The sequence below is a fragment of the Streptococcus suis genome, assembly GCA_002831545.1.
Taxonomy (GTDB): Bacteria; Bacillota; Bacilli; order Lactobacillales; family Streptococcaceae; genus Streptococcus; species Streptococcus suis_P.
The window spans coordinates 1,096,431-1,121,694 of sequence record CP025095.1 but is presented as its reverse complement, the minus strand read 5'-3'; the positions used below and the strand labels follow the sequence as shown (position 1 = coordinate 1,121,694).

The 25,264-nt window shown below is 39.5% G+C and carries 31 protein-coding genes and 2 pseudogenes; 5 read left to right on the top strand and 28 right to left on the bottom strand.

What is annotated here, in order from left to right; genetic code table 11:
* Position 1: 1 nt before the first annotated feature.
* From CWM22_05545 to CWM22_05450, 20 genes and pseudogenes are all read right to left on the bottom strand, one after another.
* A complete protein-coding gene (locus tag CWM22_05545) occupies positions 2-274 on the bottom strand; it encodes an antitoxin (protein AUC91401.1) in 273 nt (90 codons plus the stop codon).
* Between the two features lie 16 nt (positions 275-290).
* The gene (locus CWM22_05540) at positions 291-506 is read right to left on the bottom strand and encodes a peptide-binding protein (GenBank protein AUC91400.1); all 216 of its coding nucleotides are present in this window, start codon (positions 504-506) and stop codon (positions 291-293) included.
* Between the two features lie 91 nt (positions 507-597).
* A complete protein-coding gene (locus tag CWM22_05535) occupies positions 598-1,494 on the bottom strand; it encodes a chromosome partitioning protein ParA (GenBank protein ID AUC91399.1) in 897 nt (298 codons plus the stop codon).
* Positions 1,495-1,596: 102 nt separating this feature from the next.
* Positions 1,597-1,881: a topoisomerase gene (locus CWM22_05530; GenBank protein AUC92848.1), complete on the bottom strand. Its 285-nt coding sequence runs from the start codon at positions 1,879-1,881 to the stop codon at positions 1,597-1,599.
* A gap of 9 nt (positions 1,882-1,890) precedes the next feature.
* A complete protein-coding gene (locus tag CWM22_05525) occupies positions 1,891-2,022 on the bottom strand; it encodes a hypothetical protein (protein ID AUC91398.1) in 132 nt (43 codons plus the stop codon).
* A gap of 4 nt (positions 2,023-2,026) precedes the next feature.
* Entirely contained in the window at positions 2,027-2,764 is a 738-nt protein-coding gene (locus CWM22_05520) for a 23S rRNA (adenine(2058)-N(6))-methyltransferase Erm(B) (GenBank protein AUC91397.1), read from the bottom strand.
* A gap of 124 nt (positions 2,765-2,888) precedes the next feature.
* Positions 2,889-2,984: a 23S rRNA methyltransferase attenuator leader peptide ErmL gene (locus CWM22_05515; protein AUC91396.1), complete on the bottom strand. Its 96-nt coding sequence runs from the start codon at positions 2,982-2,984 to the stop codon at positions 2,889-2,891.
* A 73-nt stretch (positions 2,985-3,057) separates the two neighbouring features.
* Positions 3,058-3,348: pseudogene (locus CWM22_05510) on the bottom strand (hypothetical protein).
* Between the two features lie 76 nt (positions 3,349-3,424).
* Positions 3,425-4,009 (bottom strand): CPBP family intramembrane metalloprotease, encoded by a 585-nt coding sequence (locus tag CWM22_05505; protein AUC91395.1) that lies wholly within the window; start codon positions 4,007-4,009, stop codon positions 3,425-3,427.
* 2 nt (positions 4,010-4,011) lie between these two features.
* Positions 4,012-4,245 carry a transcriptional regulator gene (locus CWM22_05500; GenBank protein ID AUC91394.1) on the bottom strand — a complete coding sequence of 78 codons (234 nt, stop codon included), beginning with the start codon at positions 4,243-4,245 and terminating at the stop codon, positions 4,012-4,014.
* A gap of 8 nt (positions 4,246-4,253) precedes the next feature.
* The gene (locus tag CWM22_05495) at positions 4,254-4,637 is read right to left on the bottom strand and encodes a hypothetical protein (GenBank protein AUC91393.1); all 384 of its coding nucleotides are present in this window, start codon (positions 4,635-4,637) and stop codon (positions 4,254-4,256) included.
* Positions 4,638-4,647: 10 nt separating this feature from the next.
* Entirely contained in the window at positions 4,648-5,076 is a 429-nt protein-coding gene (locus CWM22_05490) for a hypothetical protein (protein AUC91392.1), read from the bottom strand.
* Positions 5,060-6,415 carry a DNA (cytosine-5-)-methyltransferase gene (locus CWM22_05485; GenBank protein AUC91391.1) on the bottom strand — a complete coding sequence of 452 codons (1,356 nt, stop codon included), beginning with the start codon at positions 6,413-6,415 and terminating at the stop codon, positions 5,060-5,062. The genes CWM22_05490 and CWM22_05485 overlap by 17 nt, the downstream gene beginning before the upstream one ends.
* Before the next feature lie 51 nt (positions 6,416-6,466).
* A complete protein-coding gene (locus CWM22_05480; GenBank protein ID AUC91390.1) occupies positions 6,467-6,562 on the bottom strand; it encodes a hypothetical protein in 96 nt (31 codons plus the stop codon).
* A gap of 1 nt (position 6,563) precedes the next feature.
* Positions 6,564-7,382: a replication initiator protein gene (locus tag CWM22_05475; GenBank protein ID AUC91389.1), complete on the bottom strand. Its 819-nt coding sequence runs from the start codon at positions 7,380-7,382 to the stop codon at positions 6,564-6,566.
* A gap of 2 nt (positions 7,383-7,384) precedes the next feature.
* The gene (locus CWM22_05470; protein AUC91388.1) at positions 7,385-7,552 is read right to left on the bottom strand and encodes a hypothetical protein; all 168 of its coding nucleotides are present in this window, start codon (positions 7,550-7,552) and stop codon (positions 7,385-7,387) included.
* A gap of 140 nt (positions 7,553-7,692) precedes the next feature.
* On the bottom strand, positions 7,693-7,848 hold the full coding sequence (locus tag CWM22_05465) for a DNA mismatch repair protein MutT (protein ID AUC91387.1): 156 nt from the start codon (positions 7,846-7,848) through the stop codon (positions 7,693-7,695).
* Positions 7,841-8,311, bottom strand: coding sequence for an N-acetyltransferase (locus CWM22_05460; protein ID AUC92847.1), 471 nt, complete (start codon positions 8,309-8,311; stop codon positions 7,841-7,843). Before CWM22_05460 ends, CWM22_05465 begins: the two co-directional genes overlap by 8 nt.
* Positions 8,312-8,471: 160 nt before the next feature.
* Positions 8,472-8,873, bottom strand: a pseudogene (locus CWM22_05455) (hypothetical protein).
* Between the two features lie 503 nt (positions 8,874-9,376).
* The gene (locus CWM22_05450; GenBank protein ID AUC91386.1) at positions 9,377-11,362 is read right to left on the bottom strand and encodes an excinuclease ABC subunit B; all 1,986 of its coding nucleotides are present in this window, start codon (positions 11,360-11,362) and stop codon (positions 9,377-9,379) included.
* Positions 11,363-11,559: 197 nt separating this feature from the next.
* On the opposite strand from CWM22_05450, the gene CWM22_05445 reads away from it, so the two are divergent.
* Complete coding sequence (locus tag CWM22_05445) at positions 11,560-13,755, top strand: amino acid ABC transporter permease (protein ID AUC91385.1); 2,196 nt, start codon at positions 11,560-11,562, stop codon at positions 13,753-13,755.
* On the top strand, positions 13,755-14,495 hold the full coding sequence (locus tag CWM22_05440; GenBank protein ID AUC91384.1) for an amino acid ABC transporter ATP-binding protein: 741 nt from the start codon (positions 13,755-13,757) through the stop codon (positions 14,493-14,495). Before CWM22_05445 ends, CWM22_05440 begins: the two co-directional genes overlap by 1 nt.
* Before the next feature lie 55 nt (positions 14,496-14,550).
* Here CWM22_05440 and CWM22_05435 read toward each other — a convergent pair whose 3' ends face one another.
* Positions 14,551-15,042, bottom strand: coding sequence for an N-acetyltransferase (locus CWM22_05435; protein ID AUC91383.1), 492 nt, complete (start codon positions 15,040-15,042; stop codon positions 14,551-14,553).
* A 300-nt stretch (positions 15,043-15,342) separates the two neighbouring features.
* On the opposite strand from CWM22_05435, the gene CWM22_05430 reads away from it, so the two are divergent.
* Positions 15,343-16,866, top strand: a complete 1,524-nt coding sequence (locus tag CWM22_05430; GenBank protein ID AUC91382.1) for an ABC transporter ATP-binding protein — start codon at positions 15,343-15,345, stop codon at positions 16,864-16,866.
* Positions 16,867-16,927: 61 nt separating this feature from the next.
* On the opposite strand, the gene CWM22_05425 is transcribed toward CWM22_05430, so the two are convergent.
* The 6 genes from CWM22_05425 to CWM22_05400 all read right to left on the bottom strand — a co-directional run bounded on the left by CWM22_05425 (position 16,928) and on the right by CWM22_05400 (position 22,171).
* Positions 16,928-18,280 carry a transposase gene (locus tag CWM22_05425; GenBank protein ID AUC91381.1) on the bottom strand — a complete coding sequence of 451 codons (1,353 nt, stop codon included), beginning with the start codon at positions 18,278-18,280 and terminating at the stop codon, positions 16,928-16,930.
* Entirely contained in the window at positions 18,234-18,440 is a 207-nt protein-coding gene (locus CWM22_05420) for a transposase (protein AUC91380.1), read from the bottom strand. The genes CWM22_05425 and CWM22_05420 overlap by 47 nt, the downstream gene beginning before the upstream one ends.
* A gap of 51 nt (positions 18,441-18,491) precedes the next feature.
* A complete protein-coding gene (locus CWM22_05415; protein AUC91379.1) occupies positions 18,492-18,842 on the bottom strand; it encodes an IS66 family insertion sequence hypothetical protein in 351 nt (116 codons plus the stop codon).
* Positions 18,823-19,008, bottom strand: coding sequence for a hypothetical protein (locus CWM22_05410; protein ID AUC91378.1), 186 nt, complete (start codon positions 19,006-19,008; stop codon positions 18,823-18,825). Before CWM22_05410 ends, CWM22_05415 begins: the two co-directional genes overlap by 20 nt.
* A 181-nt stretch (positions 19,009-19,189) precedes the next feature.
* Positions 19,190-20,470 (bottom strand): O-acetylhomoserine aminocarboxypropyltransferase/cysteine synthase, encoded by a 1,281-nt coding sequence (locus tag CWM22_05405; GenBank protein ID AUC91377.1) that lies wholly within the window; start codon positions 20,468-20,470, stop codon positions 19,190-19,192.
* A 549-nt stretch (positions 20,471-21,019) separates the two neighbouring features.
* Entirely contained in the window at positions 21,020-22,171 is a 1,152-nt protein-coding gene (locus tag CWM22_05400) for a lactaldehyde reductase (protein AUC91376.1), read from the bottom strand.
* Between the two features lie 205 nt (positions 22,172-22,376).
* Here CWM22_05400 and CWM22_05395 point away from each other — a divergent pair, with 205 nt between their 5' ends.
* On the top strand, positions 22,377-22,697 hold the full coding sequence (locus CWM22_05395) for a hypothetical protein (GenBank protein ID AUC91375.1): 321 nt from the start codon (positions 22,377-22,379) through the stop codon (positions 22,695-22,697).
* A 466-nt stretch (positions 22,698-23,163) separates the two neighbouring features.
* On the opposite strand, the gene CWM22_05390 is transcribed toward CWM22_05395, so the two are convergent.
* Positions 23,164-23,706 (bottom strand): hypothetical protein, encoded by a 543-nt coding sequence (locus tag CWM22_05390; GenBank protein ID AUC91374.1) that lies wholly within the window; start codon positions 23,704-23,706, stop codon positions 23,164-23,166.
* Between the two features lie 224 nt (positions 23,707-23,930).
* On the opposite strand from CWM22_05390, the gene CWM22_05385 reads away from it, so the two are divergent.
* The gene (locus CWM22_05385; protein AUC91373.1) at positions 23,931-24,731 is read left to right on the top strand and encodes an XRE family transcriptional regulator; all 801 of its coding nucleotides are present in this window, start codon (positions 23,931-23,933) and stop codon (positions 24,729-24,731) included.
* Positions 24,732-25,264 lie beyond the last annotated feature (533 nt).

Sequence of the window (25,264 nt, the reverse complement as noted above, 5' to 3'; positions counted from 1 at the left end):
ATTAAGCCACTTTCTCTTTATTCAAAACTTGTTTTGAATAGCGATTCATTGACCGCCAATACTCATGAACGGCTTGTAATTCTTCTAAAGAATAATCAAAAAGATTTACACGTTTTGCAAGCTTTAATTGGTTTAATAAATTGACTTCCAATAATTGAGAGTCATTTTTATTTAATTCATGATTCAAAACATAGTTTAATACTCGATTATAAACGCTTGCCGATAATTCGTTAATGATCTCTATTTCAAATGTTTTTTCATAAGTAACTGCCATTTCATTTTCACTCCTTTTAAAGTTTGTCAGGTAAATATTTCCGAATATATTCTTCTAAGGCTTTATCCATAACTTCTTTTACGTTTCCGCCATTCTTTGCTGTTTCGATTTTTATAATATGGTGCAAGTCAGCACGAACACGAACCGTCTTATCCCCCATAATATCTTTTTTTGCACTGATTGGTGTATCATTTCGTTTTGCTTTTTGTGCGCCTAAATTTCCCACAACCACTCACTTCTTTCTATTTCTTCTTACTCTTATTTTATCATCAACAATCACAAATCACAAGTGATTTGTGATTAATCACTTGTGATTTGTGATTCTATTCTTTTTCGTTTTCTAATTGAATGATTCGCTCAAGCATTTCAAAAAATACGTTCTCATACATAGATAAAACTTTTTTGTCATAGCCTTTGTGTTCTGTAATGCCGTTTTTAGACCAGGTACTTACTTTATTACTTCGCTTGATAATATTTTGGAAAACCAAGTTATCTTCTTTATGTTGCTTGTACAGTTCTTCCAGGTTTGATTTTATCGTTGTGCTGTCCGTATCAACTAAATAAGGAACAAAACCGATCATATCTAGTCCAGGGTTAAACTGTTCTTGTAAATCAATCAAATAGGAAATATAGTTTTGAATGTTGTTTGTACTTTCTTCTTCTGCTTGTAAAGGGATCATAACGTAATCACTTGCCACGATTGCATTATTTGTATAAACGCTTGGCGTTGGTACAGTATCAATAATAATGAGATCATAGTCACTTTTTAAAGGTGCTAAAAGAGTAGCAAGCAATCTACTTTCATTTTCAAAAGTCCATGAGCGAGTTAATTTTGGCAGTAACATCAAATCAAACGTGCCAGGGATCAAGTCTAAATTATCAGTCAAATGAACAATAGAAGAAGCCAAGTTTCCATTTTTCAGTCCTTCATAAAAATTAACACGTGGCAATTCTACCTTAAATGTTTTTGCTAAGTCTTTTGTCAATGTTGCTTGTAAGTCCTTATCGATCATTAAAACTTTTAAATTAAATTTGTCTGTCAAGTAAGCAAACATAGTCGATAATTTTGACTTTCCAACACCACCTTTAAAATAATTGTTTAAGATAACAATCGCTTCATTTTTACTGTTTAAAATACGTCTTAATTCTTCAAGTATTTTGAGTTCTTCCTTCTCCATAACTACGCCCCATTCTTTTTTTGTATAGTAATATTGTATCATTAGGAATCACAAATCACAAGTGATTTGTGATTAATCACTTGTGATTTGTGATAAGTGATTTGTGATTAATATATAAAAGCCCTCTTTAAAGGGCTTTTATGCTTATTTTGAAAAAGAGATAAAATCAATATATCCCTTTTCTCCGATTTTTACAACGGCATTGTAGGACTTTCTATCTTTCGTTTTGATTCCTTTTACCAGGGTTTCTTTTCCCTCTAGTAATTCTTTTACATTTGTTTTGGTGAGTTTTTTCTTTCTAAAATGTTCAGCTAAAGTGAAGGTACATTCAGGATAATTTGAACAACCATAAAACGATTTTTTTAATACAATATTGTTGCCACACTTAGGACATTTTCCTACAAGGGGTCCCGAGCGCTTAGTGGGAATTTGTACCCCTTATCGATACAAATTCCCCGTAGGCGCTAGGGACCTCTTTAGCTCCTTGGAAGCTGTCAGTAGTATACCTAATAATTTATCTACATTCCCTTTAGTAACGTGTAACTTTCCAAATTTACAAAAGCGACTCATAGAATTATTTCCTCCCGTTAAATAATAGATAACTATTAAAAATAGACAATACTTGCTCATAAGTAACGGTACTTAAATTGTTTACTTTGGCGTGTTTCATTGCTTGATGAAACTGATTTTTAGTAAACAGTTGACGATATTCTCGATTGACCCATTTTGAAACAAAGTACGTATATAGCTTCCAATATTTATCTGGAACATCTGTGGTATGGCGGGTAAGTTTTATTAAGACACTGTTTACTTTTGGTTTAGGATGAAAGCATTCCGCTGGCAGCTTAAGCAATTGCTGAATCGAGACTTGAGTGTGCAAGAGCAACCCTAGTGTTCGGTGAATATCCAAGGTACGCTTGTAGAATCCTTCTTCAACAATCAGATAGATGTCAGACGCATGGCTTTCAAAAACCACTTTTTTAATAATTTGTGTGCTTAAATGGTAAGGAATACTCCCAACAATTTTATACCTCTGTTTGTTAGGGAATTGAAACTGTAGAATATCTTGGTGAATTAAAGTGACACGAGTATTCAGTTTTAATTTTTCTGACGATAAGTTGAATAGATGACTGTCTAATTCAATAGACGTTACCTGTTTACTTATTTTAGCCAGTTTCGTCGTTAAATGCCCTTTACCTGTTCCAATTTCGTAAACGGTATCGGTTTCTTTTAAATTCAATTGTTTTATTATTTGGTTGAGTACTTTTTCACTCGTTAAAAAGTTTTGAGAATATTTTATATTTTTGTTCATTTAATCACTCCTGAAGTGATTACATCTATAAACAAATACAGAAGTTAAACGATTTGTTTGTAATTTTAGTTATCTGTTTAAAAAGTCATAAGATTAGTCACTGGTAGGAATTAATCTAACGTATTTATTTATCTGCGTAATCACTGTTTTTAGTCTGTTTCAAAACAGTAGATGTTTTATCTACATAACGCATTTGATAACGCATTTGGAATACCAACATGACGAATCCCTCCTTCTTAATTACAAATTTTTAGCATCTAATTTAACTTCAATTCCTATTATACAAAATTTTAGTCTTTTTGCCAACTAATTACGATTGGCAGTTTTTCTGACTCCATCAACTCCTTAAATTTCTCCACATCGATTGGCTTATCCAGTATGTCTTTACTAACATCTATCGCTTCAATTGCGTAAGGGCTTTGAAGGAGTTCTTCCAGTTTTTGAACCCCAATCTTATAAGCTGAATCTTGGGCTAAGGCTTGCCTAGCCGACCATTCTAAGAGCTTTAAGAGGGTTCTGACTGTCAATAAACTACTTCTTTCCACGTATTGCATCGCTTGACGTTCTTGTTGTTCAGATGACATGGTGGCCTCCTCTTTTTTCGATTCCCTATCAAACATAAGGTGCTTCCATAATACGGAAGCACTCTTGATTTTGGTATCACAAGAAAGTTACGACATAAGCCAAACTATTCCAAAGTAAATGTAAGGCGATTGCCGTCATACAATCAGTTTTCAATCGAACAGCAGCCAAGGTCAAGCCAAGACAGCTATAGATGAGCCAACTCCCTATCTGATTGGGTCCATGGGATAGAACAAAGAAAAAACTGGTCACGCCTATTTGTAGAAGAGGGAATGTCAATTTTTCCCACAGCAGTTGCCTATAAACAATCTCTTCAAGGAGACTTGCATTTATTAGAAATAATAAAAAGATAATAGGAGGAACCTGTTTTCCTACTTGTAACAATACCGCTTGATTCCTAGTCTGAACTGAAGATAGGAAACTGATGAAAACTGCAAAAGCAACCATACACACAAAACCAAGAAGCAACCATCTTAGGCGATTTCTTAAGGTTATATTTTTTGCTTGAACAGTTTTATGACGGGCAATCTCTAAGCAAGTCACACTTAATAGGACCAATTGTAGCAAGACTATACCCTCTATTGTCAGATACTCTTTCAGGTATAAACTCACCAGAAGACCGTTTAGCTGTATAGCTAGATAAAACACCACTATCCTTATCATTGTCACCTCTTGAATAAATCTTCATAATCAATATCTAAGACTAGAACAATTCGCTCAACCCATCTAGTTTGTGGCATGAGACGATTCGATTTGTAATGCCGTAATTTTTGATAGAGGCGATTAAACTCACTTGGATAAACATATTGACCGTTGAATACTTTGCGAGCTAGTTCTGCCCAAGTGAGGTCTTTTTCTGCCAGAATGATTTCTAAATTATCCCAAAATCGTTCATTCATCTTCACACCTACCCTGTCACTTGTTTCATCAGGCTGGCCTGAAACAGTTCTTCTTTTACCTGTCTGGGAAGAAAGGTACGCACTTCGTCTAGCCCAATAGCTGGATAGACATGATTCTGACAGACAATGAGAGGCAACCGAAGATTCTGGTCTGGCTTTTGGAGAATGAGCTGAATCATCTCATTCAAACTTATCGAATATTGACGTTTAAAGCGAAGAAATCGTGGCGATAGCAACTCAAAACAATCCGTGGTTTTCGCAAAGAGTGACAGTAAGATTTCACGGTTTACATCACACGCTTTTATACAACGATAAGTCACACCATAGGTCGTCAAAATAGTTAGTAAATCTTGATTTGTATTGGCATTATTTCCTAGATATACCTCAATCATAGGCTCCTCCTTATAGGGTTAGGCTATTTTCAACTGTTTGTTCAAGAGTTGAGAAATAGCGACTCATATCAATGGGCATCCGTCCTTCACCAAAGCACTTGACCGTCACTAAAGTCGTTAAAATGCCATCCTTTCCTCTAGCAGAATAATGTTCACCAAAGGCACGAAAGGCCAGGTGATTGTCTTTCGTCAATAGTGTGTCTACACCATTTTTAATATCCCTAGTTTCCATAAAATCCGAAATCCGATGAAGATTGGATTCGTAGAATAGGGGATCATTCATCTCTTTGTGGTAATCATCTTCAAAAGTCACCTCAAAGTCACAATCAAAATTGGGGAGCGACAGTATCTTTTGTAATAACTGATTGGTCTCAACTTGGTGAATACGTTCCTCTAATTCAGTACACTCTAAAATACTTTTCTTATGTAGTAGGTTCATATTTTTCTTCCTCTTCCGTTCTTCTAAATTCTCTGGCAATGGCTTCAATAACTGTGACAGTCACGCTATTGCCGGCCTGTTTGTATAGTTGGCTCTTACTAGAAACACTTTCTGCTCTTTCATAAGCCCAGTCAGGAAAGCCTTGAAGTCTGAAACACTCTCTTGGTGTCAGTCGTCTTATTCTCAGGCGATAAAGTTTCCCCTCTAAGACAATGCCTGTGACTTCATACCACTTATCCTGTCGATATTCCAGAGCAGCAACCACCACTCCCATATTGTCTGAAGTTGTCAAGGTATTGGATATTCCCTTTCCCACACGTCCCCTACGTTTGGTTGAGGCTGGATAAGCCAGATTGACAGAGTCTCCAAGAGTTGCCTTTGCGTACCCTGTTTTTGTGGCTTCCTTGATTTTCAGAAATGGTAGCTCCTCCCTCAGCAAAATCTTTGGCACCTTGTCTCCACCTTGCATGGTGGTCAAGGTCGGTGATAAGCCAGAAATGTCAAATACTCTACCGGTCTGGTCAAAGCTAGTCGGCAGATTTCCTGCGACAACAACCCCGTGTTTGTCTTGACTGGTCAAAGTAAACATAGGGTCTTGATTATCCTTAAATCGACGACCATGTTGGCGTTTTTCAAGTCTATCTGGTGTTAAGACTGGAATGGCGATTTTTGCTCCCTCTCCTTTACCTCTTGTTAGTGTAGGAGCAAGTCCATTCGTCAGATAGACTTCACCATTCAAACCACGTTTAGAGGGATTGATATTTCCTAGCCTTTCAAGATGAGCTGGGCTGTTTTCTCTTCTGAGAGGAAATATGAATCTGGAACGGTATCTTCTAGAATGTCCGATAATAAAGACCCGCTCTCTGTTTTGCGGGACTTGGAAGTCCTTACTGTTAAGCACCTGCCATTCGACATCATACCCCAATTCATCCAACGTGGAGAGGATTGTGGCGAACGTCCGTCCCTCGTCGTGATTGAGTAGGCCTTTGACGTTTTCCAAAAATAGAAAACGTGGTTGGATTTGTTTGGCCGCTCGAGCAATCTCAAAAAAGAGAGTCCCTCGAGTATCTTCAAATCCCAATCGTCTGCCTGCGAGTGAAAATGCTTGGCAAGGAAATCCCCCGCAGATGATGTCCACTTGCCCTCTAAATTGTCTAAAGTCATGGTCTGTGACCTCTTTAATGTCATGGTATTCTATTTCCCCTTCTGTGTTAAACATAGCTTTATAAGATGTTCTAGCGAATTTATCAATTTCACAAAAGCCCAGGCATTTATGCCCCTGTGATTCCATCCCTAGCCTAAAACCACCTATCCCAGCAAATAAATCTAAAAATTTCATTTTTCCTCTCTTTCCAACTAAAAAAGAGCCTTACACTTGTAAAACTCTTGCTTATATATGATCATCCATTTCTGGTGCACGGATGATTTCAACAATCAAAATGATGATAGAAATCAGATAGATTCCGCCTAGTATCCACCAAATCAACTTAATCACCTCCCTTTACTTCTTGTCGTCTCAGTTGCTTGGTCCACTCTGACAGCACACCATTAAATACATATTCAGCTATTACTTCCGCTGACCGAGCAAATCGCATATGTTCCAGAGCATACTGATAACGGTCACTAAAATAAATCATGGCATAGTCACTAGCCGACTGAGATAGACCTGTCTGTCTTAACTGGTCATGAACCAAACCCCAAATATAGTCTCGATCGTACTTGGTCACGCCATCGACTTTTGAAGTAAAGTTCTCTTCTTGTTTCTCATCTACTAGCTGCCTCTCCTCCTCGTCCTCAATAAGGAAATCACTCCCTTCAGTTTCACTATATTCAGTTTCACTTCCTTCAGTCTCACTAGGGGCTGAATTTAAGACCGGCCCCGTCTTTCTTTGAGCCCCCCCTAGTATTTTTTTAACACTAGCCCCGTCTGTATGTAAGACTGGGGTAGTTTCATGTTCCAATTCCCCCAAGTAAATTTTATTTGCCATTCGACCTCTTTCACTAGAGGACTGTTGGACTTCATCGATTAAGCCATATTCGCGTAAGGTTTTCTTGATAGAGAGTAGTTTTGACTTTGAACAGCCTAAAAGTGCCATCAGATTTGAATTGGAATAAATCAAATAAATAGCCCCATCCTCATCAATCCAACCTTTACTCAAAGACAGCTCCAACCTATCTTTTAAAACCGCGTAGGCTACCTTAACTTCCAGCTTCATATCCTTATAACGTTCACTCTCAAACAAGACTTTTGGGAGTTTATAATAACGCTCTGATGTCTGATATTGATTAGCGGTAATACGTTTCATGATTATCCCTCCAAGACTAAAAGTCCAACATTTCCGAATTCATCAAATCGGATTAAACCTACTTGTTCCGATTCATCAACCAGATGAGTTGCTTTCTCAATATCAACTCCTAAAATAGCCACGAGATGACACATCACGATTTGGCGTGATGATTGTTCCTTCTTTTGCATGAATTCCTCCTGAAAATAAAAAAGCGGGAACACTTATTAAAATGTCCTCGCTTGTGCGATATGATATTATAAATAAAAAATAAATTTTTCCTCCTTAATGACAGATTGTAGAACACTCAAATCCTTGATTTGACAGCGTTTTAAGCACCTGTCATTATTATGACACAATCCCCACCTGGAAAGGCAACACCAGACCAACGATAACACTTGGGATCTCGAATCTGTACAACGACCTTACCTTTCTTATCTTCGATTAGACACATGTTGGTCAAAGTGACCATTTCTTTTCTAGCCATTTTCTCTCTCTTTCTGTTTAAAAATCATTCTATATTCTGTACGTTCTGCGCCTAAATTGACCGTTTTTTTGACACCATCAAATCGGAAGCCCACTTTTTCATAGAAGGCAACGGCACGCGCATTCCCCTCCAATACCCAGAGAGTAACGGTTTCGTAGCTCTGCAATTTTTCCAAAGCTGCCTGCATGAGCTGGTAGCCTATCTTCTGATCATAATAGTCCGCCAAGACATAGAGGGCGTAGAGCTCCCCTGCCCCTGGCAAATCCTCCTGACTAGACGAGCCGTAACAGGCAAAGCCAACCACCTTATCATCCATCACAGCTATCAAGATATTCTGAGGATACCGATCCGCCCAGTCTTGACAGCGTTCTAAGGTGTAAGTATTCTTTAAAAATTCCTGAGGTAACAAGTCAGCATAGGCCTCCTGCCATGATTTCCAATGAACATAGGCCTTACCTAGCATTTCACTTTTCGTTTCCAGTGGTTTAATCATCATCTAATGTACCTCCGAATTTTTTCCTCTAGTATACATTAAAAAACAAGTTGGCACAAGACCCAATGTCATTAAGTTAACTAACCTATCACGTTTTGTGGTGGGTTAGTTAACTTAATGACATTGCCGTCAACTCCTTCTTACCTTTTTTATCAAATCTAACAGCTAATAACAGGAGAGACACTCCACCCACCACCAATAGTCCGGTTTCTACAGAGCCAGTATTTGGCAAAACTTGAGACGTGCTTGTCAATGGAGTAGATGCTGTGCCAGTAGCTGGACGATAGATCAGGTAATAATTTGCATCCGTTTCCTGAGCTAAACCAGGCAAGTCACGAATAATCAACTCCTTTTCTGCATCTGTCAATTCTTGCTCTGTCACATAGGAATAATTGATAGACTGAGCACTAGCTGACGGTGCTGCTGCGACCGACGATGCAAAAAACAAACTTGCTACAGCTGCCGAGACAAGTCCAATTGACAGTTTCCGAAAACCGAACCGCTATCGTTTTTCACCAAAAATATTTTTCATAAAAACTCCCCCTATTCCCTAAATAGTATAGAAACCATTATAACCTTTTATAGGGATGAGGCTGGGCAAAAAGTCCAAAGCCACTTCTCAGAGTTCGTATCAACATCTCAGCGCAGTGGTTGATTGGCTTAAACAGTCTGGGGGACTGTTTAAGGTTGGAGATAGGATTTGCAAAGCAAATCTCAGCAGTTCGTGTTTCACACTCCAAATCTGACCTATACGACTGATGCGAACAGAGTTCGCTTCATCTCCAACCTCAAACTGTCTCCCAGACAGTTTGAGCTGTGCAGGGGTGGGAGTGAAACAGTCTGGGGATAGACTGTTTCAGCTCAACAACTTAAAACGAAAAATTGTTGGCGAACTCTTTTTGACTAGTTGAGTTCTTTCCCACTCCCAAGTCCACAAGTAAAAATTTTAAGTATTATAAAAGGTGGCAGGTCAATTTCTACCTGCCGCCTCTTGTAATTTCATTCTACTTAAATCACTGAACCTAGTAACTCTTACTACATATTCTTCAACTCAATGACCATATCACGAATCTGGGCTGCCAGTTCAAAGTCAAGCACTTCTGCTGCTTCCTGCATTTGACCTTCCAGTTTCTTAATCATGGCCTTGCGTTCATCTTTATTAAGAGCATTGAAGTCCACCACTTCTTCCTTGTCCTGAGTGACAGCCTTGGTCACGCTAATCAGGTCACGGATCTCTTTCTTAATGGTCTGTGGAATGATACCATGTTCTTCATTATAAGCCATCTGGATTTGACGGCGGCGGGCTGTTTCGTCCATGGCCTTCCGCATGGACTCTGTGACCTTGTCCGCATACATAATCACATGACCCTCAGAGTTACGAGCTGCCCGACCAATTGTCTGGATGAGCCCTCGTTCATTACGGAGGAAGCCTTCCTTGTCTGCGTCTAAGATAGCAACCAGACTGACTTCTGGCACGTCAATCCCTTCACGCAGGAGGTTAATCCCTATCAAGACATCAAAGACACCTAAGCGAAGATCACGGATAATCTCCGTACGCTCCAAGGTCTTGATATCCGAGTGCATATACTTGACCTTGACGCCCATTTCTTTCAGGTAGTCGGTCAGGTCCTCTGCCATTTTCTTGGTCAAGGTAGTGATAAAGGTCCGCTCACCTTTCTCAACACGGGCATTGATTTCACCTAAAAGGTCGTCCATTTGCCCCATGGTTGGACGGACTTCCACCTCAGGATCCAGAAGCCCGGTCGGCCGAATAATCTGCTCGACAATGGTATCGGTCTGCTCCATTTCATAGTCACCCGGCGTCGCAGATACATAGACAATCTGGTGGACATGGCTCTCAAATTCTTCCCTGCGCAGCGGACGATTATCCAGTGCACTCGGGAGGCGGAAACCATAGTTGACCAACATCTCCTTGCGTGAGCGGTCACCATTGTACATCCCCTTAATCTGCCCCATGGTCATGTGGCTCTCGTCAATCATAATCAGGTAGTCTTCAGGGAAAAAGTCCAGCAGAGTATAAGGAGGCTCGCCCTCGCTTCGCCCGTCCATGTGACGAGAATAGTTCTCGACTCCGTTGGTGTAGCCCATTTCTCGAAGCATCTCGATGTCGTAGTCGGTTCGTTGTTTCAATCGCTGAGCTTCTAAGAGTTTTCCTTCTGCCTCAAAGACCTTGAGCTGCTCTTCCAGCTCCGTCTGAATCTTGGCAATGGCCGTTTCCATGTGGTCATCGTTGGTCACGAAGTGGGTGGCAGGGAAAATGGCCAAGTGATCCACATCGCCCAAGACCTTACCAGTTAGGCTTTCAATCTCACGAATGCGGTCGATTTCATCGCCGAAAAATTCCACACGGAAGGCGTGTTCATCACGGGAAGCTGGGAAAATCTCCACCACATCGCCACGCACACGGAAGCGTCCCCGTTGGAAGTCGAGGTCGTTCCGCTCAAACTGGATATCCACCAGAGAATTGAGCAACTGATCACGGGAAATCTCCTGACCTGGTCGCAGGCTGACCACGCTGTCAGAATATTCCTTGGGCGAACCCAAACCATAGATACAAGAAACCGAAGCCACTACAATGACATCGTTTCGTTCCAGCAGGGCCGACGTCGCTGAGTGACGGAGTTTGTCAATCTCATCATTGACCGAACTGTCCTTCTCAATATAGGTATCGCTAGACGGTACATAGGCTTCTGGCTGGTAGTAATCATAGTAAGACACGAAGTATTCGACTGCATTTTCTGGGAAGAATTCCTTGAACTCACTATAAAGCTGACCAGCTAGGGTCTTGTTGTGGGCGATGACTAGGGTCGGCTTATTGACACGGGCAATGACCTGACTCATGGTGTAGGTCTTACCAGTACCAGTCGCCCCCATGAGAATCTGGGCTTTTTCTCCACCCTCGATATTATCGACCAAGGTTTCAATGGCTTGGGGCTGGTCACCAGACGGTGCATATTTTGACACAAGTTTAAATTGGTTTTCAGTATTTCGATTAATCATACTTCTATTTTATCATAAGTTCAACCAATGGAGAAACATTCTAAACCATTCACAACTATGTCCAAAACATTAAATTTTCTCACATTTTAATGACTTTGTATGTCAGAAATTCTAACATTGTAAAAACCTCGATTTTGCATTAATTTTCAGAATATGATATACTAGGACAGTTATTTTATAATAGAAGGAGTATGGAAATGAAGAAAAAATTACTCATGTTATTGGCAAGCATTCTGCCAGTATTCTTTATTTTTACTGGCGTTAAAGCTGACGATACTATTGATATCGTATTTGATAATGCTTACGCCCCATTCGAGTTTAAAGACTCAGATCAAATTTATAAAGGATTAGATGTTGACATCATCAACGAAGTAGCCAAGCGCTCAGGTTGGACCATGCATCAAAGCTTCCCAGGATTTGATGCAGCTGTAAACGCTGTACAGGCTGGATCTGCGGACGCCCTAATGGCAGGTACAACTATCACCGAAGCGCGTAAGAAAGTATTTACTTTCTCAGACCCTTACTTCGACACCAAAATCGTTATCGCTACCACAAAGGCAAATACCATCTCTTCATATAAGGACCTTAAAGGCAAGACTGTCGGTGTCAAAAACGGTACTGCAGCCCAAAACTTCCTAGAAGAAAACAAAGACAAGTACGGATACAACGTAAAAACTTTTGATACTGGCGATTTGATGTATAATAGCCTTTCTGCTGGTGCTGTTGATGCAGTCATGGACGACGAAGCGGTTATTCAATACGCTATCCAACAAGGTCAAGACCTAAGCATTGACATCGAAGGCGAAGCAATCGGTTCATTCGGATTCTCTGTAAAAAAAGGTAGCCAATATGAATACCTTGTTGAAGACTTCAACACAGCACTTGCTGCAATGAAGGAAGATGGTACTTATGAAAAGATACTGAATAAATGGCTAGGCTCTTCCAATAGTACTGAGAACACTGATTATTCTTCTCGCTTAAGCTTAACAGGAAACGCATCAACTAAAGCAACACCTGTCAAATCAAGCTACACCATTGTAGCTGATTCATCATTTGCTCCATTTGAATACCAAGATGAATCAGGTAACTATGTCGGGATTGACATGGAATTAATTAAGGCTATCGCTGAAAACCAAGGCTTTACTATTACTATTCAAAACCCTGGTTTCGACGCTGCACTAAATGCTGTTCAAGCTGGACAAGCTGATGCAGTTATTGCCGGTATGTCTATCACAGATGCTCGTAAGGAAATCTTTGACTTCTCAAACGCCTACTATACTTCAAACATCCTATTAGCTGTTAAAAATGGTAGCGACATCGCTTCTTACGAGGACTTAAAAGGGAAAACTGTTGGAGCTAAAAATGGTACTGCTTCATATAGCTTCTTAGAAGAAAACAAGGCAAAATATGGTTATACCCTAAAAGCCTTCGACGAAGCTTCAAGTATGTATGACAGTTTAAACTCTGGTTCTATTGATGCTCTTATGGATGACGAAGCGGTTCTTCTATATGCCATCCAACAAGGTCGCAACTTTGCAACACCAATTCCTGGCGAAAAATCAGGTGAGTACGGATTTGCCGTTAAAAAAGGTGCCAACCCAGAATTAATTGAAATGTTTAACAACGGTTTAGCTGCCCTAGTTGAATCAGGCAAATATGATGAAATCCTTAATAAGTATTTCAACTCAACTGAAGAAGCAAGCACAGCAACTTCAACTGTTGATGAGACAACGATTGTTGGTCTTTTAAAAAACAACTACGGTCAATTGCTCTCAGGTCTTGGTATCACAATCGGACTTGCCCTTCTATCATTTGCTATTGCAATTGTCATCGGTATTATCTTCGGTATGTTTGCTGTCAGCCCAGTTAAAGCACTTCGTGTGACAGCATCAGTGTTCGTTGATGTGGTCCGCGGTATTCCTTTGATGATTGTTGCCGCATTCATCTTCTGGGGCATACCAAACCTGCTTGAGTCAATTACAGGTCAGCAATCACCTATCAACGATTTTGTCGCAGGTACAATTGCTCTATCCCTCAACTCTGGTGCCTATATTGCTGAGATTGTTCGTGGTGGTATTCAAGCCGTTCCAGCTGGTCAGATGGAGGCGTCTCGCAGTTTGGGTATTTCCTACGGAACAACCATGCGTAAGATTATCCTACCTCAAGCTGGTAAAATTATGTTGCCTAACTTCATCAACCAGTTTGTTATTACTCTGAAAGATACTACTATCATTTCTGCGATTGGTTTGGTCGAACTCTTCCAAGCAGGTAAAATCATTATTGCACGTAACTACCAATCCTTCCGTATGTATGCAATTCTTGCCATCATTTACTTGGTAGTTATCACACTCTTGACTCGCTTAGCACGCAAACTCGAAAAAGGAGGCAAATAATGGCTCAATTAAAAATCAACGTCCATGACTTACACAAGTCTTATGGTAAAAACGAGGTCCTCAAAGGTATTACTGCTAAGTTCTATGAAGGCGATGTTGTTTGTATCATCGGTCCTTCTGGTTCAGGTAAATCGACCTTCCTTCGTACAATGAACTTACTTGAAACCATTACAAGTGGTCAAGTAACAGTCGATGGATATGACTTAACCGATCCTAAGACAGATGTTGATGCCTTCCGTTCAAATGTCGGAATGGTATTCCAGCACTTTAACCTTTTCCCACACATGTCAGTCCTAGACAATATCACATTTGCGCCAATCGAACACAAATTGATGGACAAGTCTGAAGCTGAAAAAGTCGGCATGGAATTATTGGAAAAAGTTGGATTGGCAGACAAACGCGACGCTATGCCTGATAGCCTATCAGGTGGTCAGAAGCAACGTGTTGCCATCGCTCGTGCCCTCGCTATGAACCCAGACATCATGCTCTTTGACGAACCAACTTCTGCCCTTGACCCTGAAATGGTTGGCGATGTACTCAACGTTATGAAAGACTTGGCAGAACAAGGTATGACCATGTTAATCGTTACCCACGAAATGGGATTTGCCCGCAAGGTTGCTAATCGCGTTATCTTCACTGATGGCGGTGAGTTCCTTGAAGATGGTACACCAGAGCAAATCTTTGACAACCCACAACATTCACGTTTACAAGACTTCCTTGATAAGGTCTTGAACGTCTAAGCTAAACGAAAAGCCTTGACTTACGTCAAGGTTTTTTTGGTATTTCCAAATTAATTTACAATATCATCTTATAGGACCAACCTTTCTTTGTCTTTTCAACAGCTTCAAAGCCACATTTCTCAAATAGTTTACGGGAGCCCGTATTCCAGTCATAAATTTCTTCTACAAGTATTTCCTCAAGACCCACTTCCCTTGCACGCTCGATCATTCGCTGTAATACCTTAGTCCCGATTCCCTTTTTCCAATACCGCTTATCTCCAATGGCAATGGCAAAATCATCTGCAAACAGCGTCACATCACCAATTGGGATAAACTGATCGTCTTCAAAAATTTCAATAAAGTAACATTCGCCATTTTTAGACAAATAATCATACATACGATTGAGCAAGTCAAGACTATAACGTTCTTTATCGCCATCAACAAGCCAGACCAATTCCAAATCTTGGTGCCATTCAAAAGCAAAATCATGCTGACCATCATACCGACGTAAACGGACTTGTTTGTCTATTTCTAAAATATCTGCTTGCTCAATTCCAGTGATTGCCATTTCGGATCCTCTCTCATTTACAATAAGTTCATTTTAACATATATCTCTATCAATATAAATAAATATTATAGCACGTTAATTGACAAGATTCTATCGATATGCTATATTAAAATAAATAAAGCATTGCGAGGTAAGGAGAAATGGACAATAACAAGTAAACTCAATCTAAGTTCTATACTTATTTAGTAGTTTTCTTGCGTCCATTTTTCTGTTCTCTCTATTCCTTGAATAGGGTCTTTTTGAGCAGATTTCGACACACTACTAAATAGGTAGTGTGTTTTTTCTTGTAAAGGAGGCCTTATGCTACTAGCCACTCAACACCTAACCCTCGACCATCAAAAAGATTTGAGAAATCTGGTTCATGACCTAAACCTCATTGTCAACCCTAGCGATAAAATAGCTATCATCGGCGAAGAAGGAAATGGAAAATCCAGTCTATTACTCACCTTGATGGATTCAACTCTTGTCGCCGACTACCTACTCATATCAGGCAGCATTCACCGATATTTTCACTCGCCAGTCTACATTCCCCAAGGTCTTCCATTGGAAATGGCAGAGCTAACCTTGAACGACTACTTCTTCGGAGATATGGACAGTGACATTGATTACCGCCTACTCTACCTCTATGCTGAGCAGCTCCAGTTTAACAGCGAGCGATTTGCCAGTCAACAATTGATTGGAAGCCTGTCAGGTGGCGAAAAATTAAAAATTCAGTTAATCAAATCTCTAGCAACTCCATCTGATATTATTTTTCTGGATGAGCCGTCCAATGACTTGGATTTAGATACCTTACTTTGGCTTGAAAACTATATCATTACTAGTCCTAAAACCATTCTATTTGTTTCCCACGATGAAGACTTCCTCAGTAAAACAGCTACAAAAATCATTCACCTAGAATCTGTTAAGAAGAAAACACTTGCTCAAACCAAGGTTGAAGAACTAGATTACCAGGATTACGCATTGGGACGCCAACAAGCCTATCAAAAGCAAGTCCAACAAGCTCGGAACGACAAAAAAGAATTTGACAAAGCTATGAACAAGCACCTACGTCAAAAATCACAGGTTCGTCATACCTTGCTCAACACCCATGATGCCACACTAGGACGGCTTATAGCCAAGAAAATGAAGAATGTCTTATCGCGTGAAAAACGATATGAAAGAATGAAGGAAAATCTCACACAAGTTCCTTTTCATGAAGATGCTATTTCCCTCTTCTTCTCAGACATTTCACCACTACCAGCTAGAAAGCAAGTACTTCACTTAGAAAACTTCCAATTAAAGGTTGACGAGCGACTACTCGTTCAAAACATCCATTTCAACTTAAATGGACAAGAGAAAATTGGCATCATTGGACAAAATGGAATAGGTAAATCCAGCTTTCTAAAGATCATCTATCAGAAACTCAGGCAACGAGCAGATATAAACTTGGGCTACATGCCCCAGTACTATACAGAAGTCCTTGATGAGTCTAACACTCCACTTGATTTTTTATTAGAAAATGGCAATCGTGAACAGGAACAACTTATCTTGACCCATCTAGCTAGCCTGCAGTTTACACGACAAGAAGTCCATCACAAGATTAGCCAACTTTCAGGTGGACAAAAAGCCAAGTTACTCTTGTTAAAAATGGTTCTTGAACAAGCCAATTTTCTTTTATTAGATGAACCCAGTCGAAACTTCTCTCCCACTTCTCAGCCATATATTCGTCAACTATTTGCCGATTATCCAGGTGGTTTGGTATGCGTATCACACGACAGACGCTTTTTGAAAGAAGTTTGTCAAAGAATCTACCGACTAACTGAAAATGGACTGGAAGAACTGTAACCGCCCAATAACAAGGTATATTGAAAAGGTTCCAAAGTCCTGTCGACTCTGGAACCTTTTTCTATTTGCACTTTTCTTGAATATTTTCAGCCCATGGTAAATAAGCCTCCAGAACTTCTTTTTTTGCGAGCGTCTCTTCGTTAGGTAAGTGTTCTAGAAGATAGGTCATATATTTCTCTGCATCAAGACCGTGTCGTTTAGCAGTTTCTAAAAGACTCAAAATGATAGCTGTCGACTTGGCCCCCTCAAAGCTTTGAGAGAACAGCCAATTTTTACGTCCCATCACCAAGGTCTTCATAGCCCTCTCAGCCATATTGTTGGACAGGACTAAATCGCCATCCGAGAGAACGGTTCGGAAGGTGGTTTCGTATTTGAGGCTATACTCTATTGCAGTGCCCAATTTGGAACCTGGCAAGACAGCCTGATTGCGACACCAATCAAAGAACTCGTCCATCAAGGGAGCCAACTCTGCCTGCCGTTTATGCAGCCGCTCCTCAGTAGACAAGTCAGTCCAGTCATTCTCCAAGGCAAACAGGCGGTCGCAATAGGCTAAGCCCTTGGCTCCTAAAGAAGTCTTGTCTGTCTTCTTAGGAGTCGCCTCAAAGAATTTTCTTCTGACATGAGCCCAACAGCCAACCAGCTGAGCCTTGTCTAACTGCCGATAGGCTGACCACATGTCACAATGTACATAGCCCGCATAGTCCCCAAGAACTTCCTCCACAACCAAGCCACTCCGTCGTTTGTCATGATGATAGAGGGTGATGCCCTTTTTCTCATGCTTCCCAGACAAGAAAGTCCAGTAGAAGGTCAACTGGCTATCATTTTCTAAGACCTTGTAGGAGGTTTCATCCGCATGGAGAATAGGCTGCTCCAACAATTTCTCGTGCAACAGGTTATAAATCGGTTCGAAATAATACTGACTAGACTTGATGTGCCAATTGGCTATTTCCTTGCGACTGATGGGCAGACCGAGCTTGTTCCAATCCTCTTCCTGACGGTAATTGGGCACCTTCAGATTGAACTTCTGGTGAATGGTGTGGGCAATGATAGAGGCTGAACCCAAGCTGTGTGCCAAAGGTGCCTTAGGAATGGGAGCCTTGATAATCTTATCGCTCAGATTCTTCTGACTACATGCCTGACACTTGTATGCGTGTTGAACATGGTCAATCCGCTTTAATTGTGCAGGAATGAAGACCAACTCTTGTCGTTGAACAGTTGAACCAATCTCCTTTAATTGACCATGACAGTCTGGACAGGTACAATCTTCGCCTTGCAATTCGTGATGCACTATCTCTGGAGTGAATTGGCTGAAAATAGCCTGACGAACTCCCTTAGCTTTCTTGCGTTTATAGGTAATCGTTTCTGTTTCAACTGGGTAAGTCAGCTTCTTCTTCAGGGAGAATTTCCTCCCCAAACAAGCTCAGCTGACCGGGTTGATACACAACCTTCTCTGATGATTTTCCGTAGAGTTTCTGTCTCAGATACTCAATCTGTTCACGAAGGAGGCTCAACTCGTTGGTCATGATTTCAATGGTTTTTGTTAGACTTTCAATCACTTTATCTTGTGACTCCATGGACTTACCTCCTTCTTTTTATCTCATTATACACAAAGAAAAGCCATGATTTCAATAGAAATCACGACTTTTTGAAAGATTTATTTTTGGATTGATAGAAAATCCTTTCATGAGCCAGTCCACCTGCTCGGAAGTTAGAGCCTTGACCTCTTCTTCATTGTTTGGCCAGGTCAATTTTCCATTCTCAAAACGTTTATACAATAACCAAAATCCTTGTCCGTCCCAGTAAAGAGCTTTGAATCGGTCTTTTCGACCTCCGCAGAAGAGATAGACCTGACCTGAAAAGGGATCCAGATTGAATTGACTTTTGACAAGGTAGGCGAGAGAATCAATCCCTTGACGCATGTCCGTTTTACCGCAAACCAAGTAGACTTGACCTAAATCACTGAGTCGGATGGTCATAGTGCAGTACCTTATCCAAGATTGTTTCTAATATTTTTTGGTTGATAGAGTGAAAGAATGTGACTTCCACTTTTCCGAGACGAATTTTCATCAGAATATCATTTCTGCCTTTCTTCTCAAAGCGGCGAGATAGGGGAATAGTCAATGGGACGATGGGGTGTGACATAATAAATCCTCCAGTTTTGTTTTTTATAACAGTATACAGGAGGAGGGAGTGATTAGATAGATACCTTGTTATTGGGCGGTTACGAAGAACTAGAACAGATATAAAAAAGAAAAATGGCACACACGCCAAATTTCCTTTTATTTTTTCATAAAGAATGAAGCCATGCTATTCGGTTCACAACCTATAATTTATCAAGAGCAAGTTGCAAATCTTCTAGCAAATCATTGATATTTTCAAGACCAACAGATAGGCGGATTTGATTTGGTGTGACACCAGCAGCAAGTAAATCTTCCGGAGCTAACTGAGCATGCGTGGTTGTAGCTGGATGAACTACTAGTGATTTAGCATCGGCAACGTTTGCTAGATTAGAAAAGATTTCCAAACTATCAATAACCTTACGCGCTTCTTCTGCTCCGCCTTTTACTTGGAAAGAGAAAATAGAGCCAACTCCCTTAGGCAGGTACTTATCCGCCAAAGCCTTATAAGGACTATCTGGAAGTGATGGATAATTGACCGACTCTACCTGAGGATGACTAAGTAAAAAGTCAACAATTTTTTCAGCATTAGATACATGACGCTCTACACGGAGAGACAAGGTTTCTAACCCTTGCAAAAGCAAGAAGGCGTTGAATGGAGAAAGGGCAGCACCTGTATCGCGAAGTAATTGTACACGAACTGCTACAATAAATGCTGCAGCACCAATATCACGAGTATAACTAATGTCATGATAGCTTGGATCTTCTTCAACAAATTGCGGAAACTTACCAGATGCCGCCCAATCAAACTTGCCGCTATCGACAATCACACCGCCAATGGTCGTACCATGCCCACCGATAAACTTGGTTGCTGAATGAACCACAATATCAACACCATGAGAAAATACATTAATCAAATATGGGGTTGCGAAGGTATTATCTGAAACAAGCGGGATGTGGTGGGTGTGTGCAATTTCTGCTAATTTTTCAAGATCAGGAATATTGATAACAGGATTTCCCAAGGTTTCAATAAATACCAGTTTTGTATTATCTTTAATCGCAGCTTCTACCTCTTCAAAATCATCAATATCTACAAAGCTTGTTGTAATACCATAGCGAGGAAGGGTTTCTTTGAATAGGTTAAAAGTCCCACCATAGAGTGTCGTTGCCGCCACAATGTGATCGCCAGCATGTGCCAACGCTAGAATAGTGTATGTGATGGCTGCCATTCCTGAAGAAGTGGCCAAGGCACCAATACCACCTTCTAAAGCTGCCACACGATTTTCAAAAGTAGAGACCGTCGGATTCGTAATTCGAGTATAGATATTCCCCGGTTTACGTAAAGCAAATAAATCTTCTGCTTCTTGAGCATCTTCAAAAACATAGGAAGTGGTTTGATAGATGGGTACAGCACGTGATTTTGAAGCAGAATCAACTTCTTGTCCAGCATGGAGTTGAAGGGTTTCAAATGAAAATTCTCTAGTCATAAAGGTACTCCTTTGGTCTTTTTCTGTATTCTACCTCATTTTTACCATCTTGACTAATACTTAAACATTAGAGATATGTATAGTTAACAACTATAGCCACTAATCAGTTATCCTATAAGAAAAATTTTTCTATATTACATGAATACTAAACAAGCACTTAAATGACTAAAATGTCAGTCAGTAAAAGCGGAGAAATATACTTCAAAAATCGTGACTTTTCTTCTCGACATGCAATTAATGGACAAGCTACTGGAGGAAAAATGGTGCAAGCTTTTCCCTTCTTTACGAAGCTGACAAATCCCATTTCTTTGTCGTTTTACGGTCATCATTTCGTAGTCAACGAAATCGATTCATCAAAGTAGGCCAATAGTTAAAGATTTTACTAAATTAATGCATTTAGGTCTAAAAAGACTTAATGACTAAATTTTAGAACAAGTTTTATTCCATTTTATCTGATGTTCGTTAGATATACTTCCACGAAAAAGAGGAAGCCGGGCAAACCATAATGGATTACTTGCCCAGCTTCCTTAACAGAAAACAGATATTATCCTAGAACAATTCTTTGTAATATGAGATTGTCTCATCTAATGTTGGCATGAATGGATTTCCTGGTGCACAAGCATCAATCAAGGCATTCTTAGAAAGGTATTCAAAGTCAAAGTCTTCTTCTTTGATGTCCAACTCTGTTAATTTCTTCGGAATACCGACTTTAGCTGACAATTCTTCGATTTGTGCAATGGCATAGTCAGCACATTCTTCGTCTGACTTGCCTGCGATATCAAGACCTAAAGCTTTTGCAACATCGCGGAAAGCAGCTGGTACACGTTTGGCATTCTCACGTTCTATGATTGGCAAAATCATAGCACAGCAGACGCCGTGTGGTAGATCGTAAACAGCTCCCAACTGGTGAGCCATCGAGTGCACATAACCTAAACCAGCATTGTTAAAACTCATACCGCCAAGGAAAATAGCATGGACCATAGCCTCACGGGCTTCGATATCTTGTCCGTTTTCAACTGCTCGTGGTAGGTATTCTTTAATTAACTCAATGGCACCCATAGATAATTTTTTGGTTACACCGTATGCTCCAGGAGTTACCAAGGCTTCGATGGCATGAGTCAAGGCATCCATACCTGTTGCTGCAGTCAAAGTTGCAGGCTTGGACAACATAAGCTCAGGATCGTTGACTGACATAACAGCTAGACTGTTTTTATCCACCATAACCATTTTAACCTTGCGTTCTTCATCGGTGATAACGTAGTTAATGGTGATTTCGGCTGAAGTACCTGCAGTTGTATTGATTGCTACAACTGGCAGACCAAGTTTTTCTGACTTATGCAATCCTTCATAGTCTTGTGGTTTACCACCGTTTGTCGCCATGATAGAAATACAGCTTGCCGCATCCTGAGGAGAACCACCACCAACTGAGATGATGAAATCACAGTCATTTTCCTGCAAAACTGCTAGACCATCAAATACATTTTTACAAGTCGGATTAGGATCAACCTTACTAAAGACTACGTAGTCAATACCTACTTCATCAAGTGGCTTGGTAACTTTAGGTAAAATATTACTTGTTCGGATAAAATCATCTGTTACAAGCAGAGCCTTTTTGTAGCCCAAATTCTTGACATAACTACCAATTTCGTTGACACAACCGCGACCAATCAAATTGACTGCTGGGACGTAAAATGTTGCCATAGACAAGCTCCTTTATTTATTTTATTTTTATATTATTATACTATAAATAGCAAGTTGTGTAAAGGTTTTGTGAAATTTTTAACGTAAAAAATTTCATCCTGCCCAAGACAATGATTCACCATCTACCTTACTGCTACTCCGCAACAATTCGTTTACTTGATGAATGGTTTAAAATTCAGTAAAATAATGTCTACGAGGAGGGAAAATGATGAATTTACTCGAGTATATCGGTCCGATTCTCTTCATTACTGCAATCATTAGCTACAGTCTCTACCGGAGGTTTAAAGATAGCAAGGCCACTATTAACGTACCAAAATGTCCAAAATGTAAGTCAGAAAAACTTCAAAAATACCCTCCCAAAAAACGCGAATATTCTCCTCGAGATGCAATTATTGGTCAAGCAATTGGTGGAAGAAACGGCGCAATGTTTGCCCTTCTTTATGAAGCTGATAAAACTCATTACCATTGTCGATTTTGTGGACATAATTTTGCAATAAAAGAAAATCGTTTAATTAGAGAATCCTAAAATTATCAATTTAAACCTTGAACATCATTTTACCTTCAAAAAGCAAAAACAACTGATAAAATATTCTAGCAGATTTCAATTTGGAATTGTCTATAGGTCTGACAAACTCCCCCCATCCAACTGCTACGAATCAATGTCTAGAAAACACATTACCAAAGTTATTGTTATTCAGACCCTGGTCAAAAATCATAAAATAGAAAACAGCTTAGAATCAACGTTTCTGGAAATGTAATTCTAAGTTGTTTTTTGAACAAATTTGTATTTGGAGAGAATATTTGCACATCCACAGTATGATAATATCGTCTCAATCTTTAAAAGATATAAATACCAATCTCAGTAAAATGAAATAAAAGGTTAACGAAGTATTCTAATAAAATAGTCCTTTATCAATTTAATGCAGTGGCACACAAAATAAAGATTAGTGATATTCTAGACTTATTGAATAAAAAGATATCGAAAATCAAACTTAACTAGCATACCCATTATTTTCTTCAAAGTTCTCCATCATTTCCTTCTGCATAAGTATAATTTCGGAACGAAACACATTAGCCAAAGTGGATTGATTGATGATTTGACAATTGATTCGCACAGATTTCAAGACCCTCTCAACTAGACTTTCGACTTCTGAACTGTTACGAATCCCCATATCCCATAGTTCTTGCAAGACTGATTTTTCATATCTTCTTTCATACTCAGACATCCCCTGCTTCGCCCAAAACAGTTGACCACTCTCATTCTCAAGCCAATTCCAAACCAGATCAGGATTTTTTACTAAAGGTTTCTCAATTTGACAAGATTGACAAAGAACCATTTTATTAGACAAAGAATAGGACAACGGCCAGATTTTATTGACAATTTGACAAGCAGATACAGCAAAAGAAGATTTACATCTCCAGCAACAACCACTCAAATTATCTTCGATGTCACAAATTCCCATGTCAACTAAAGTACTTGCCCAATATTCTTCAACCTCTTTGACTCCTGTTTTTTTAGCTACTAATCCAAACATTTTTATAATCTCCTTTAATAATCAATCAAATTTGAAAAGTCGATAGAATGCCAAATTTAAAATAAGCTCTAGAAAATAGTCCAAATAAATTTATTTTTTTCATTCGACTTGATCTTTATGCTTATATATTACCACCAATTTTTTATTTTGTCAAACATGTTAAACAAAATTTGCAAAAAATATTTTTTAATGGTATAATTAGTTAAACAGATAAGGAGACAACCATGATTTTAGGTGATATTTTAAAAGAATACCGAAGCAAGAATAAATTATCAATGGATAAATTCGCTGAATTATCTGGTTTAACAAAAGGTTATATTTCTATGTTGGAAAAGAACCAGCATCCCAAAACCAAAAAAGCTCTCCTGCCAACGATGGATACGCTAGAAAAAGTCGCTAAGGGCATGGCTATATCGGTTGGTGAGCTAATCGAGCAACTAGATTCCAATCAGGATATAGCTTTAACGATTACTCCTTCCCAATTTAAACTCTTTCAACAGCCTATTCATCCAGAGGTTCAAACCTTGGACAATGAATTAAAAGGTGATTTCCATGCACAATGGTTAGCTTTTGGTCAAGAACAGTTAGCAGCTATGCAAACTACCTCAGTTACTCCTTCTGCTTCTATTCTTCACTTGGATGACTATCGGGAGCGAATCGAATTACCTGTTCCTGGTAAGGTTTCTGCCGGTACAGGTTACTGGCAGGATACAGATATGAACAATCTTGTATCATTCTATAACGATGAGATTCCAGATAACCAATCTTATGATACAATCGCTCAGGTTGTGGGAGATTCTATGGCTCCGCATATCGAGGATGGAGACTATCTCTTCATTCGCCTAACTCCTCATATTCCTCTAAATACGATTGGAATTTTTTCAGTAAACGGAGAAAATTTTGTTAAGAAATTCAAAGGTAACTACCTACAATCCTTAAATCCAGACTATGATGATATCTATTTTAGCCCAGAAGACGATATTCGGCCTATTGGTCAAGTTGTAGATATTTATAGTCCAGATTGATTTCTAAGCCTAGTTAATCACTAGTTATATTGGCTACATTCATCCATCTAGTTTTGGAAAGTCTGTTCGTATAGCTGGCGTTTTTTCCTACTGAAAACAAACTGAAAAGCACAGTAAAAGGAGGCTATGACAGCCTCCTTTTTATATGTCAAATTGGAAAAGTCCATTACCAGATAGTTATTTGACAACAAGTTAATGATTAAATAATTATTCTGCTACCCTTATGTCTTTGATTGTCCTCTTACTATTTGTCTAAAGTGTGGAGATTGCTTATTATGATGAAAATCGCTAGAGGTTTTTGTGATTTTCTCTATAGGTTTTTGTGATTTTCTAAGGTTATGTTCAAAAGTTACAACATCTTGAACACATAGTAGTTACGACACGAATATTCTTAGCCTACTTTTGAGTGAACTGGGTAGCAAGGCTAATTGTAAGTTATGCTATGCATTTGACAATGGATATCACAAATAGATATAAAACAGGGATAACGGACTTTTCCCCTACTAGCATCCCTCTCTTTTTATTAGAGAAAG